The sequence below is a fragment of the Terriglobales bacterium genome (assembly GCA_035543055.1).
GTDB lineage: Bacteria > Acidobacteriota > Terriglobia > Terriglobales > Acidobacteriaceae > JAIQFD01.
The window spans coordinates 1-13,053 of sequence record DATKKJ010000055.1 but is presented as its reverse complement, the minus strand read 5'-3'; the positions used below and the strand labels follow the sequence as shown (position 1 = coordinate 13,053).

Below are 13,053 nucleotides of genomic sequence, written 5' to 3'. Positions count from 1 at the left end.
CGCGGCTTTGTCGCTGTGATACCATCGGAGATTCTAGATATCCCCAGGAGGACGTCATGGCCAGTGACAACGGTGGCAGCAGCTTCGGGTGGTTCCTCGCCGGATTAGGTCTGGGAGCACTCCTAGGCGTTTTGTACGCGCCCAAGTCGGGCGAAGAGACGCGGCGGCAGATCCTCGACGCGGCCGAGGAAAGCAAGGACTACGTGAACACGCAGGCGCGGCGGGCGCGCGAGCAGGCCGCACAGTGGGCGGACAAGGGCCGCGAGGTGCTGGAGCGCCAGAAACAGCAGTTCGGCTCGGCCGTGGAAGCCGGGCGGCAGGCGTATCGCGAGGCCACGGAGAACAAGTAACAGCGGCCGGCCCGGCGATTGGCTGCGCTGAGGCTGCGGCTGCGTGGAGCCACTCATGGATGTCTGGGTCGAGGCGTTCATTGTGATCGCGGCAGTTGCCATCGTGCTGCAACTGGCGGTCCTGTCGGCCATGGCACTGAGCATCAAGAAGACAACCGAGCAGTTGACCAAGATGGTGTCCGACGTGCAGTCGCGGACCTTGCCCATCCTGGAGACCACCAACAGCATCTTGAGCGACACCAAGCCGCGGCTGGACATCATCACCAACAACCTGACCGAGACCTCGGTCATCGTGAAGAAGCAGATGCAGCGGCTGGAATCGACCATGGACGATATTGTGGACCGCACCCGGCTGCAGGTGATCCGGGCGGACGAGATGGTCACGCGTACGCTCGACCGGGTGGAGGAAACCACCGACGTGGTACACCACACGGTGATCTCGCCGGTGCGGCAGGTGTCGGCGGTGGTGCAGGGGATCACCAGCGCGCTCGGCGTGTTCATGGGAAGCGATAAGCGCCGCAAACGGAAAGAAGGAGAGCGTGCCAGGAAGGCGACGCAGGACGAGGAACTCTTCATCTAGCGCATAGTTGCATAGGGCATAGTGCATAGCGGCGGCGAAAGCCGCCGTTGTTGCTTATGGCAACTTAGCGGATCCAGCCGCCGCCGATGACCAGATCGTCCTGATAGAAGACAACGGCCTGGCCGGGGGTGATGGCGCGCTGGGGCTGGTCGAAGGTGAGAAGCACTTCCCCGCTGGCGGAGAGCTCAGCGGTCGCCGGCGCGGGCTCGTGGCGGTGGCGGATCTTGGCGGCGACGCGCAGGGGCTCGCGCAGTCGGGGGATGGCGATCCAGTTCAGGTCGCGGGCGCGCAAGGAGCGCGACCAGAGTTCCTCGTCGCTGCCCACCATCACCTGGCGGGAGTCGCCCTTGATCTGCACCACGTACAGCGGCGAGCCCGTGGCCACGCCCAGGCCCTTGCGCTGGCCGACAGTGAAGTTGTGGATGCCCTGGTGTTCGCCGATGACTTCCCCGCTGGTGGTCACCAGCTCGCCGGCGGTGTCGGGCAGAGACTCGCCTTGCTCGGCGAAGTAGGCGTCCAGGAAGCGCTTGTAGTCGCCTCCGGGGACGAAGCAGATCTCCTGGGAGTCTGGCTTTTCGGCGATCTGCAGGCCGTGCGCGGCGGCGATGCGGCGGACCTCGGGCTTGGTGAGTCCGCCCAGCGGGAAAAGCGTGTGCGCGAGCTGCTCCTGAGTCAGGCCGAAGAGGAAGTAGCTCTGGTCCTTGGCGGTGTCCACAGCGCGGCGCAGCAGCCAGCGGCCGCGCTCCGCGGAGTACTCGACGCGGGCGTAGTGCCCGGTGGCCAACAGGTCGGCCCCGATCTGCCTTGCGGTCACCAGGAACTGGTCGAACTTCAGGTGATTGTTGCAAAGGCTGCAGGGGATGGGCGTGCGCCCGGAGAGGTACTCCTGGACGAAGGGACGCACGACGTCATCCTCAAAGCGGTCCTCGAAGTTGACCACGTAGTAGGGGATATGAAGGTGCTCGGCGACGCGACGGGCGTCGTAGACATCGTCGATGGAGCAGCAGCGTCCGGTGACTGCTTCGGGCATGCCGTCATGGCCGGCCAGACGGCGCTGGTTCCAGAGCTGCATGGTCAGGCCGATGACCTGGTGGCCGTCGGCGCGCAGCATGGCCGCGACGGTGGAAGAGTCCACACCGCCCGACATGGCAACGGCGATGGTCTTGGAAGCAGCCATGAGCCCTGAACCGTGAGCCAACAAAAACAGCCGCGAATGACGCGGCTTAGGCGCACATCCCTCGTCCAATTATACGTCAGCGAGGGCGAGGCGCCGGCGCTACCAAGACGCCCTGACGGGTGTCTCTACCGGACGGTAACGGTTTTCTTGTAAAGCGGCGAGAGTTCGCGCAGGCGGGCGACGGTCTCGGGCAGGATGGAGAGCGCGTAGTCGATGTCGTCGGTGGTGTTCTGCTTGCCCAGGCTGAAGCGGAGGCTGGCGCGAGCGCGCTCCGGCGGCAGGCCCATGGCGGTCAGCACGTGCGATGGCTCGATGGCGCCGGAGGAGCAGGCGGCGCCGGTCGAAGCCGACAATCCCTTCAGATCGAGGGCGATGACCAGGGCCTCGCCTTCGATGAAGTCGAAGAAGACGTTGGTGGTCGTGGGTACGCGGGGCGCGCCGGCGCCGTTGACGCCGACCGATTCCACGGTCGCCTTGATGGTGGTTTCCAGGCGGTCGCGCATAGCTCCGAGGCGGCGGAGATCGCCCCCCTCGAGCGATTCGCGGGCGATCTCCGCCGCCTTGCCCAAGGCGACGATACCGGCGACATTCTCGGTGCCGGCGCGGCGGGAGCGCTCGTGGCGTCCGCCATAGAGCAGCGGCTGGATCAGGGTCCCGCGGCCAACGAACAGTGCGCCGATGCCCTGCGGCGCGTGCATCTTGTGGCCGGAGATGGAGAGCAGGTCGCAGCCGATCTTCTTGACGTCGATGGGCACCTTGCCGGCGGCCTGCACGGCGTCGGTGTGGAAGTAGACGTCGGCCTCGGCGGCGATGCGCCCGATCTCCTCGACCGGTTGGAGCACACCGGTCTCGTTGTTGGCCATCATGATGGTGATGAGCTTGGTGTTGGGCCGCAGGGCACGCTTCACGTCGGCGGGATCGACGATGCCGCACGAGTCCACCGGGACTTCGGTCAGCCCAGCTCCGCGGTCGCGCAGGGCGTGGCAGGCGTTCATGACCGCGTGGTGCTCGATGGTGGAAGTGATGATGTGGTCGCCCGGCCCGGCCACCCCGAAGAGGGCCAGATTGTCGGCCTCGGTGCCGCCACTGGTAAAGACGATCTCCGCGGGACGGGCGTTCAGCAGCTTGGCCACCGAAGCGCGCGCGCTCTCCACCGCCGCCCGGGTCTGCTGCCCGTGATGGTGGATGGAGGACGCGTTCCCGAACTGCTCGATGAAATAGGGGCGCATGGCCTCCAGCACCTGGGGCAGGAGTGGGGTGGTGGCGTTGTTGTCGAGATAGACCCGCCGCATCTGTACCTATTTTACGCCGATGGCGCAGGGGCGCAGTACCAGGCACTCAGTACTCAGTTACACTAGGGCCAAGATGCTTCGATTAACTCTAGCCGCTGTTCTGTCCGTTGCCATGCTGGCGGGCTGCTCCAGCAGTACGCCGCCCAAGCCGAGCGAACAGCCGGCCCAACCGGCGGCCGCTCAGCCCGTCCCTGCTGCCGCCACCCCGGTGAACGCGACCGTTCCAACGGATCCACCGGCTGGCGCGTCCAGGGAAAGCCCTGCCCCAAAGCAAGAGGCTGCCAAGGCGGCTCTGAAAGCTCCTCACAAGCCGGCAAGAGTGGAAACCGGACCGCCTTTGGACCGCTTCGCCAAATGCCTGGCCGAGAAGGACGCGATCATGTACGGCGTGTTCTGGTGCGACCACTGCCGGGAGCAGAAGGAGAAGTTCGGCGAGTCCTTCAAGTACGTGAAGTACGTGGAGTGCGTGACCCCGGACGCGCCCCGAACTCTGACCCCCGAATGCAAAGCGCAAGGGATCAAGCACACTCCGACCTGGACCTTCAGGGACGGCTCGCGCGTGGAAGGGGCGCAGGCGCTGTCGGTGTTGGCTGAAAAGTCGGGCTGCAAGGCGCCCTGATGCGCGGGTTGAGGATCGCCATCATCGGGCTAGCGCTGGCCGGCATCGGGCTGTCCGCGGTTTCCGCCGTCAACCACTACCGAACCGACCCAACCTCCTATTGCGATTTCAGCGAAGATTTCAACTGCGACATCGTGAACCGCTCGATCTATTCGCGCTTTCCTGCCGAGTCGGCACATGCGGTGCCGGTGGCGGTCATCGGCCTGGCGGGATACATCGCCATCGGGACCCTGGCGGCGCTGCGGGGGAAAGCGGCGAAGGTCCTGCTGATGCTGGCGGCGCTTGGCGGCCTGGGCTTCTCGCTCTACCTGACCTACGTCGAGGCGCGCGTCCTGCACGTGTGGTGCATTCTCTGCCTGGGATCGCTGGCGGTGATCGCCCTGATCACGCTGCTGGCGGGCGCACGGCTGGCCATTCAAGAAAAAGAGACGCCCTGACGGGCGTCTCTACCGCAACGTCTTCCCTTCGCTTTACGAGCGGCGCTCGAGGGGCGTGTAGTGCACCGGATACGGCGGGCCGATGTACTCGGCGCGCGGGCGGATGAGCCGGTTGTCGGCCAGCTGTTCCAGAACGTGGGCCGTCCATCCCGAGACCCGGGAGACAGCAAAGATAGGCGTGAACAGGTCGGTGTCGATGCCGAGCACGTGATAGGTGGAAGCCGAGTAGAAGTCCACGTTGGCGTTCAGCTTCTTCTCCTTCTTCACGAACTCCTCGATCTGGCGCGAATACTCGAACCACTTGGGCTGGCCGCTGGAGCGGCCGAGATCCTCGGACATCTGACGCAGGTGCGTGGCCCGCGGGTCCTCGGTGTGATAGACGCGGTGGCCGAAGCCGGGGACCTTCTTCTTCTGCGCCAGCATGCCTCGGACGTACTCGACGGGGTCGGCGCCCGCCTGGTCGATGGACTCCAGCAGCTTGAAAACAGCTTCGTTGGCGCCACCATGCAATGGGCCCTTCAGGGCGCCGATGCCCGAGGTGATGGCCGAGTGCATGTCGGATTCAGTGGCGGCGGTGACGCGGGCGGCGAAAGTCGAGGCATTCAGTTCATGGTCGGCGTGCAGGATGAGGGCGATGTCGAAGGCGCGCTCGGCGGTCTTGGAAGGCGGCTCGCCGTTGAGCATCAGCAGGAAATTGGCGGCGTGGGAGAGCGAACGGTCGGGCTCCGCCAGCTGCTTCCCTTTCCGGATGCGGTCGTAGCAGGCGACGATCATCGCCATCTGCGAGGTCAGGCGCAGGGTCTTGCGGACATTCGCGTCGCGATCGTTGGTCTTCTCATCGGGGTCGTGGAGCGCCAGGGCTGACACCGCGGTGCGCAGCACGTCCATGGGAAGCGCCTTTCGGGGCGCCTGACGAAGCAGGTTGACGATGGCAGGGTCGAGCTTGCGCTCCCGGGCGAGCGCTTCGCGAGTGTCGCCCAGCTCGCGGCGGGTGGGCAGCTTCCCGAACCAGAGCAGGTAGCAGGTTTCCTCGAAGGTGGAGTTGTCGGCCAGTTCGTGGATGTCGATGCCGCGATAAGCGAGCACGCCCTTGTCGCCATCGATGTAGCAGATGCCGGAATTGGCGGCGACCACGCCTTCCAGTCCCCTGGTCGGGGGCATAACCGTGGACATAGGAATCCTCTCCCCAATTCGATGAACGCAACCGCGGACACGTCACCGAGTCCGGTGACGCGCGCCCTTCCTCACCCGGCTTTTCTTATACCTGAAGGGCTGGCGAAAGGCGAGTCGCGGGCCATGACGGATGGCGCAGAAGTACGCGCTGCCGTATCATCGAGGGTTGGCCTAATCCCGGCGGAGGTCATTGCACTCCGCCCCATGGAGAAATCATGAGGAGATATCTGTTGTGTGCCCTTATCTTGCTCTTGTTCGCCAGCCTGGCTGCGGGCGACGAGGGGATGTGGCTGTATAACGCGTTTCCGGCAGCCAAAGTCAAAGCCAAGTACGGATTCGAGCCCACGCAGGCCTGGCTGGACCACGCCCAGAAGTCGTCGGTGCGTTTCAACAACGGCGGCTCGGGATCATTCGTCTCCGCCGAGGGCTTGACCTTCACCAACCACCATGTCGGGGCAGAGTGCATCCACCAACTCTCCACCAGCGGCAAGGACTACATGAAGACCGGCTTCTACGCCAAGATCCAGGCGGAAGAAGCCAAGTGCCCGGACCTGGAACTGAACGTCCTGATGAAGATCGAGGATGTGACCGACCAGGTGAACGCGGGCGTGAAGCCGGATATGACGGCTGCCCAGGCGGGAGTGGCGCAGCGCGCGGCCATGGCGCAGATCGAAAAGGACTGCGCGCAGAAGACCGGCCTGCGCTGCGACGTGGTGACGCTCTACTCCGGCGCCAAGTTCCATCTGTACCAGTACAAGAAATACACCGATGTCCGGCTGGTGTTCGCACCCGAGTTCGACATGGCCTTCTTCGGTGGGGACCCCGACAACTTCGAGTATCCCCGCTACGACCTCGACATCACTTTCTTCCGTATCTATGAGAACGATAAGCCGGTAAAGCTCGAGCATCACTTGAAATGGTCCACGACCGGGGTGAAGGAAGGGGACCTGATCTTCGTCTCCGGGCATCCGGGCTCCACGGAACGCCTGTACACCATGGACCGGCTCGCGTTCCTGCGTGACGTGCAGTACCCCTGGTACCTGAAGACCTACCGGCTGCGCGATGAGGCCATGAAAGCGTTCGGGGCGCAGTCGCCGGAGAAATACCGCGAGGTCCAGGAAGAGATCTTCGGCGTGGAGAACACCCTGAAAGCCATCTCCGGCTACGAAAGCGGCTTGACGAACAAGGAGTTGATGGAAAAGAAGGCCGCGGAGGAAAGGCGGCTTCGGGAGTCGGTCAACGCGGACCCAAAGAAGAAGGCGGAGTTCGGCGGGGCCTGGGACGCGATCAGCAAGGGCGTGCAGGTACAGCGGGAGATCTTCCTGCCGTACACCTACCTGGAGCGGCGTGCCGGGCTGCGGGGCGACCTGGCCGGGTACGCGCGCACGCTGGTCCGCGTGGTGGCAGAGAAACAGAAACCGAATGGCGAGCGGCTGCGGGAGTATCGCGACTCCAACCTGCCCTCGGTGGAGCAGGAATTGTTCTCGACGGCCCCGGTCTACAAAGACCTGGAGATCGCCCGGCTCACCTTCTCGCTGGAGAACATGCGCGACGTGATGGGCGCTGACAACGAGGTACTGAAGAAGGTCCTGAACGGCCGCAGCCCGGCGGAAGTCGCCAAGGCGGCGGTGGAAGGCTCCAAGCTGGACGATGCGGCCGTCCGCAAGCAGCTCTACGCGGGCGGTGAAGCGGCGGTGAATGCCAGCCAGGACACGATGATCCAGCTCATCCGGTCCGTCGATCCCGATGCGCGGGCGGTGCGCAAGCGCTTCGACGACGAGGTAGACTCGGTGTATCGCACGAAGGGCGGCCTGATCGCCAAGGCCCGCTTCAGCGATAGCGGCTACAACCTTCCGCCGGACGCGACCTTCACCCTGCGCCTCAGCTACGGCCAGGTGACAGGCTACGTCGAGGACGGACGGGGGGACGTGGCCAAGAAAGGCGCGCCGGTTCCTTACTTCACCACGATCGGCGGCGCGTTCCAGCATGCGGCTGAACATGGCAACAAGGCTCCATTCCGGCTTCCCGAGAGCTGGATGAAGGCGAAGGCGCGGCTGAAGCTGGCGACGCCGCTGAATGCGGTGGAGACCGCAGACATCATCGGCGGCAACTCGGGCAGCCCGGTCATCAATACCAAGGGCGAAGTAGTGGGCATCATCTTCGACGGCAATATCCAGTCGCTGCCGTGGAATGTGATGTACGACGACACCCTCGGGCGGTCCGTGCATGTGGATTCGCGGGGAATCATTGAGGCGCTGCGGACCATCTACCACGCCGATGGGCTGGCGGATGAGCTGACCGGCACGCTGACGGCTGCAACACCGCCAAAGCCAGCAAAGGGGATCAAGGTCAAGAAAGAGGCGAATTCACACCCCGTGCCGAAACAATAAGAGATGCCCTGACGGGCGTCTCTACCGGACAGGGAGGGCAGCCGCGAGGCTGCCCTTTCCTATGCCGGCCAGATGGAGAGTGCGGTCTTGCTCAAGATGTCCTGCTTGGCGGGATCGGGCAGGAGCAGGGCGCGGAAATCGTCGAGGTTCTGCTTGATGTCAGGCACGCCGGGGCCCGGCCAGTCGGTGCCGAACAGGGTCTTGCCCGCGATGTCGTGCAGGCGCGGGAAGTACTTCAAGAGCGCCTTGGGCGGGATGCCGCTGATGTCGAGGTAGACGTTGGGGTGACGGCGCACCAGGAAGAACGCGGTCTGCATCCACAACGGCCGGCCGCCGTGCGCCAGCAGGATCCTCAGCTTGGGGAAATCGACCGCCACATCGTCCACGTGGATGGGGTCGCCGTACTTGTTGCGCGCCCCGGGGAAGATGGAGGTCCCAGTGTGGAACATCACGGGAATACCATTAGCCTCGGCGGCGCGGTAGATGATCTCGAGCTCCTTCACGCCAGCGCGGTAATCGTTGGGGAAGAGCAATTGGTGCGGCGGGTGGATCTTGATGAGCCGGATGCCGAGCTTCACCAGTTGCTCGACGTCGGCCATGATGTTGCGCGTGTGGCGCGGGTGCAGCGAGCCGCAAGGGATCAGGCGTTTGGGGTCTGCCTTCACATAGTCGGCCACGAACTGGTTGACGCCGGCAGTGAAGCCGATGACCTCGGGGGCGACGTAATTGATGAGCACCGCGCGGTCGATGCCGGTGGCGTCCATGTGCTTGAGGAAGGCTTTCGGCGAGCGGCAGAACTCCTCGATCTGGGCGAAGTTCTCCCGCTTCTTCTTCATGGCGGCGAGCGCCGCCGGGTTGAACATCTCCACTGGCTGGATGTGGATGTGGCAGTCGGTGATCATGCCTGCGGCCATATCTTGAGGGCGGTGCCCCCCAGGATCTGCTGCCTGGCTTGAGCCGTGATGGGCAGCGCCCGGATGGCGTCCAAGTTCTCGCGAATGTCGCGAACGCCGGGGCCCGGCCAGTCGCTGCCGAACATAGTCTTGCCGGCGATCTCCTCCAGGCGCGGAAAATATCTCAGGAGCTGGGAAGGCGGGATGCTGCTGATGTCAAGGTAGACGTTGGCGTGGCGGCGTACCAGGAAGAAGGCGGTGTCGGTCCATAATGGGCGCCCCCCGTGCGCCATGATGATGGTGAGGTTGGGAAAGTCCACGGCGACGTCGTCGAGCGCCATAGGGTCACCGTATTTGCTGCGCGCGCCGGGGAAGATCGAGGTGCCGGTGTGGAACATCACCGGGATGTGGTTGGCCTCGGCTGCGCGGTAGAGGATCTCCAGCTCCTTCACTCCCTTCAGATAATCGTTGGGGAAGAAGAGCTGGTGCGGTGGATGGACCTTGATGAGGCGCAGGCCGAGGCGGACGATCTCTTCCACGTCGGCCATCACGTTCTTGGTGTGCCTGGGATGCAGGCTGCCACAGGAGATGAGGCGTTTGGGATCGGCGGCGGCATACTCAGCCGCGACCTTGTTCATCCCCGTGGGGTAGCCGGTGACCTCGGGAGAAGCAGAGTTCACCAGCACCGCGCGATCGATCCCCTGCCCGTCCATGTATTCGAGGAACGCCTTGGGCGAGCGGGTAAACTCCAGCACGCGCTCGAAGTCGAGCTGCTGGCGGCGCATCAGCTCCATGGCCGGCGGACTCAGCAGCATCTCGAATGGCTGGATGTGGACGTGGCAGTCGGTGATCAAAACAGTACCCAGTACTCGGTACTCAGTTTTCAAGCTACCACTATAAACGAGGGAGTAACGCCGGGACTTGCCGCTTGTACGCCTCGAACTCCTCCCCAAACTGAGCCTGTAGGAGCTTCTCTTCGGCGCGGACCCGGATGGTGAAGCCGATCAGGTACAGGACAATGCCTCCCAGCAGCATCGGCCAGGTGGCGAAGGCGAGGCCGGTGGCGATCAGCATGCCGAACATCCCGGTATAGATCGGATTGCGGACCCAGCGGTACGGGCCTTCGACGATGAGGCGGTGCCCTTCGATGAGGCGGGCCTGCACCGCCCACTGCTTGCCGAGCGTGCGCACGGCGATCAGGACCAGCCAGACGGAGGCGGTGGCGATCACCGCCGCCAGCAATGCGATGGCGATCTGCCCGGCCAGCGGCATATTGTCGAACATGGGACGGGTGCCAGCCCGCCGCGGCGCAGCGTACCAGACCATCCCGTACGCGAGGCCTTTGAGAAAAATCCCCCAAAAGGCCGCCGGATCTCGCTTGGCGGGAGGGCCGATTTCCTTAGGCTTCTTGCGCAACAGGAAGATGAGGGCGAACACGCACCAGGCGGCGATGACGAACACGACCGTCGCCCGCGTCCAGAATTGCACCGAGTTCACGAGCGGGCAGCCTTCAGCACCGCGCGCTTGGCGAAGACCCGCACCATCTCGCGGCGGTACTCCGGGGTGAGCGCCGAGGTGGTCAGGGGCCTGGCGGTCTTGGCGGCGAGTTCGCCGACGATGCCCGCGGCGTACTCGTCAACCTGCTTGCCGATCAGGGCATGCTCGGCGTTGGGCACCAGCAAGGGAGCGGGGTTGACGGCGGTGATGGCGACACGAGCGTCCTCGACCTTGCCGTTCATCTTGAGCGCCACGGCTACGCCGGCCAGGGGGTAATCGATGGAGCCGCGGATGCGCAGCTTCATGTATGCGCCACGCCACCCGGCGGTCGTTTCCGGCAGGTGGACGCGGACCAGCAGTTCGTTGCGCTCGAGCTCCATCCGGGCGTCGCCGACATTGGTGTAGAAGTCCTTGAGCGGCACGCGCCGAGTGCCGTCCGGGCCGGCGATCTCCAGTTCGGCGCCGAGACACATCAGGGCCGGCGGAGTGTCGCCGGAGAAGGCGGCCCAGCACTTCTTGCCGCCGGGCGCGACGTGGCACAGGTCGCCGTCCTTCTTGATGCAGAAGCCGCAGGACCTCCGCCAGGTGAGCGACTGGTTGTACCAGAGGCAGCGGGTGTCGAGGCAGATATTCCCGCCGAGGGTGGCCATGTTGCGGATGACAGGCGAGGCCACAGTCATAGCCGCTTCGCGCAGTACCGGATAGTTGCGGCGGATGAACTCGGAGTCTTCGATAGCGGAAAGGGTTGTGAGGGCGCCGATCTCGACGCCGCGGCCGGGCAGCACGCGGATGCCGTGCAGCTCGTCGATGCCGCGGATGTCCATAGCGTACGCCGGGGTGAACAGGCGCTGCTTCATCGAGGGAATGACGTCGGTGCCGCCGGCGATGATCTGGACGTTGCCGGAGTGAGAGGCGAGCATCGACACCGCTTCATTCAGCGAGCGCGGGCGAAGCAATTTGAAATCAGGCAGGCTCACTTACTGTCGACTCCGATTGTCTCAGCGTTCTTCACCTTGATGGCTCCTGAGTACCTACCCAAATGGCCGCCCTGTTTGGTGTCGTAGACCCCTTCGACATGCACATGAATACATTTGTTTGAAGCCTTGTAGCGAATCTCACCAGGCATTTCATTGATCCAGATGCTGGGAGTCCCACCCTTTTCACAGATTTCCTTTGATTCTGACAAGCCACTTCGTTCAAAGCCCTTCCAGTAGTAGCCCTCAAGAGCGACAACCTTTCCATGATAGTCGTCTCTATGGCTCAACAGCGCATTCCAGGAAAGTGGCTTGCCCGCGGCTAGCAGGAATAACGCGACCACCAACAACTTCCCGTTAATCGCCACTGGGCACTTCTTTCTGGACCGCTGGGTCGAGTGGGTGTCGCGCCGGACCCTTCCCCTTGAACCACAGCGAACCGCCATGCTCGCGGAAGGTCATGGGCGCGGTCGGGTCTACACCTTCGGTCAGGTCAAGCTTCTTGATGCCGGCCTGCGCTCGCAGGGCGGCGACGATGCGCTCCGGTGTGAACGGCGATTCGCGCAGGCGCGCGCCCACTGCGTCGTAGATGGCATTGGCGATGGCGGGAATCGCCGCGGCAAGCGAGCCCTCGCTGCATTCCTTGGCGCCGAACGGGCCCTCGGGATCCACGGACTCGACGATGATGCTCTCGATCTCCGGCGACTCGGCCGACGAGGGCGAGCGGTATTCGAGCAAGCCTGGATTCATCAGCAGGCCGTCCTTCCAGACCATCTCTTCCTGGAGCGCCTGGCCGAGTCCCATCCAGACCGAGCCGATCACCTGGCCATCGACCGAGACCGGGTTCAGGGCGCGTCCGCAATCGTGCGCCGCCCAGATCTTATGTACCGTGACCTCGCCGGTCTCCTCGTCCACGCTCACGTCGGCCACCTGCGCGGAGTACGAATAGGCAGGCGACGGCCCGACGCCCGCACCCTTGTGTTTGCCGCCACGGGCTTCCTGCGGCGGAGCATAAGACCCGGTACCGGTGAGGGCGCCGTGGAAGTCGATGGCCGCAACCCCCGCCTCCTCGAAGGACATGTGGTTCTTCGGGCCTTCCTCTTTTCGCTTCTGCTGCAGCGAGCCGCGCAGGATCTGGCCTTCAACGCGGCCGGAGACCTCGGCGGCGCCGCGCGAGGCGTCCTTGGTCTCGAGCCCTTTCTCCGCCGAGGGACCGGTGCCGGCAGCGCTTCCCTTCTTCCAGACCCGGTCGTCGCGCATCATCACATCTTCCGGTGCGCAATCCATCCTGCGGGCAGCGGCGACTTGGATCTGCTTCTTCACCTCTTCCGCGGCCCGCAGGGTGGCGTTGCCGTTCATGAAGGTCACGCGCGAGGAGTAGGAGCCAATGTCGATGGGCGTGAGGTCGGTGTCGGCGGCGACGACTTTCACCCGCGCCATGCGGCAGCCCAGGACCTCGGCGGCAATCTGCGCCACCATGGTGTCGGAGCCCTGGCCGATGTCGGAGGCCCCGGTGTACACCACCACCCCGCCGTCGCGGTCGATCTTGATGTTCACAGTGGAGTGCGGCATGTCGGAGCGGATGATGGAATTGGCCGCGCCGCTCACGTAGTGGCTGCAAGCGATGCCCAGACCGCGGCCGCGGCCGAGCTTGCCTTTGCGCTGCGCCCA

Annotated in this window: 14 protein-coding genes; 5 read left to right on the top strand and 9 right to left on the bottom strand. The window is 64.4% G+C overall.

Features of this window, described 5'->3' with window-relative positions:
- Positions 1–56 precede the first annotated feature (56 nt).
- Together VMS96_04475 and VMS96_04470 are read left to right on the top strand one after the other, a co-directional pair.
- Entirely contained in the window at positions 57–350 is a 294-nt protein-coding gene (locus VMS96_04475; protein HVP42660.1) for a YtxH domain-containing protein, read from the top strand.
- Between the two features lie 55 nt (positions 351–405).
- The gene (locus tag VMS96_04470; protein ID HVP42659.1) at positions 406–930 is read left to right on the top strand and encodes a hypothetical protein; all 525 of its coding nucleotides are present in this window, start codon (positions 406–408) and stop codon (positions 928–930) included.
- Between the two features lie 64 nt (positions 931–994).
- Here the strand turns inward: VMS96_04470 and mnmA are convergent, their stop codons facing one another.
- A complete protein-coding gene (gene mnmA, locus VMS96_04465) occupies positions 995–2,107 on the bottom strand; it encodes a tRNA 2-thiouridine(34) synthase MnmA (protein ID HVP42658.1) in 1,113 nt (370 codons plus the stop codon).
- Positions 2,108–2,232: 125 nt separating this feature from the next.
- On the bottom strand, positions 2,233–3,399 hold the full coding sequence (locus VMS96_04460; protein ID HVP42657.1) for a cysteine desulfurase family protein: 1,167 nt from the start codon (positions 3,397–3,399) through the stop codon (positions 2,233–2,235).
- Between the two features lie 319 nt (positions 3,400–3,718).
- Here VMS96_04460 and VMS96_04455 point away from each other — a divergent pair, with 319 nt between their 5' ends.
- Positions 3,719–4,018: a hypothetical protein gene (locus VMS96_04455; GenBank protein HVP42656.1), complete on the top strand. Its 300-nt coding sequence runs from the start codon at positions 3,719–3,721 to the stop codon at positions 4,016–4,018.
- Positions 4,018–4,455, top strand: coding sequence for a vitamin K epoxide reductase family protein (locus VMS96_04450; GenBank protein HVP42655.1), 438 nt, complete (start codon positions 4,018–4,020; stop codon positions 4,453–4,455). Before VMS96_04455 ends, VMS96_04450 begins: the two co-directional genes overlap by 1 nt.
- Positions 4,456–4,488: 33 nt before the next feature.
- Here VMS96_04450 and VMS96_04445 read toward each other — a convergent pair whose 3' ends face one another.
- Positions 4,489–5,628, bottom strand: coding sequence for a citrate synthase (locus VMS96_04445; GenBank protein ID HVP42654.1), 1,140 nt, complete (start codon positions 5,626–5,628; stop codon positions 4,489–4,491).
- A 215-nt stretch (positions 5,629–5,843) separates the two neighbouring features.
- Between VMS96_04445 and VMS96_04440 the strand changes: the two genes are divergently transcribed.
- Positions 5,844–8,018, top strand: coding sequence for a S46 family peptidase (locus VMS96_04440; protein HVP42653.1), 2,175 nt, complete (start codon positions 5,844–5,846; stop codon positions 8,016–8,018).
- Between the two features lie 59 nt (positions 8,019–8,077).
- On the opposite strand, the gene VMS96_04435 is transcribed toward VMS96_04440, so the two are convergent.
- From VMS96_04435 to VMS96_04410, 6 genes are all read right to left on the bottom strand, one after another.
- Positions 8,078–8,920 carry an amidohydrolase family protein gene (locus tag VMS96_04435; protein ID HVP42652.1) on the bottom strand — a complete coding sequence of 281 codons (843 nt, stop codon included), beginning with the start codon at positions 8,918–8,920 and terminating at the stop codon, positions 8,078–8,080.
- A complete protein-coding gene (locus VMS96_04430; GenBank protein HVP42651.1) occupies positions 8,917–9,765 on the bottom strand; it encodes an amidohydrolase family protein in 849 nt (282 codons plus the stop codon). The genes VMS96_04435 and VMS96_04430 overlap by 4 nt, the downstream gene beginning before the upstream one ends.
- A 40-nt stretch (positions 9,766–9,805) precedes the next feature.
- Positions 9,806–10,372 (bottom strand): isoprenylcysteine carboxylmethyltransferase family protein, encoded by a 567-nt coding sequence (locus VMS96_04425; GenBank protein HVP42650.1) that lies wholly within the window; start codon positions 10,370–10,372, stop codon positions 9,806–9,808.
- Between the two features lie 32 nt (positions 10,373–10,404).
- Positions 10,405–11,385, bottom strand: a complete 981-nt coding sequence (locus VMS96_04420; GenBank protein ID HVP42649.1) for an FAD binding domain-containing protein — start codon at positions 11,383–11,385, stop codon at positions 10,405–10,407.
- The gene (locus VMS96_04415) at positions 11,382–11,750 is read right to left on the bottom strand and encodes a hypothetical protein (protein ID HVP42648.1); all 369 of its coding nucleotides are present in this window, start codon (positions 11,748–11,750) and stop codon (positions 11,382–11,384) included. Before VMS96_04415 ends, VMS96_04420 begins: the two co-directional genes overlap by 4 nt.
- Positions 11,740–13,053: molybdopterin cofactor-binding domain-containing protein (locus VMS96_04410; GenBank protein HVP42647.1), on the bottom strand; the 1,314-nt coding region annotated here is incomplete at its 5' end. The genes VMS96_04415 and VMS96_04410, both read right to left, overlap by 11 nt.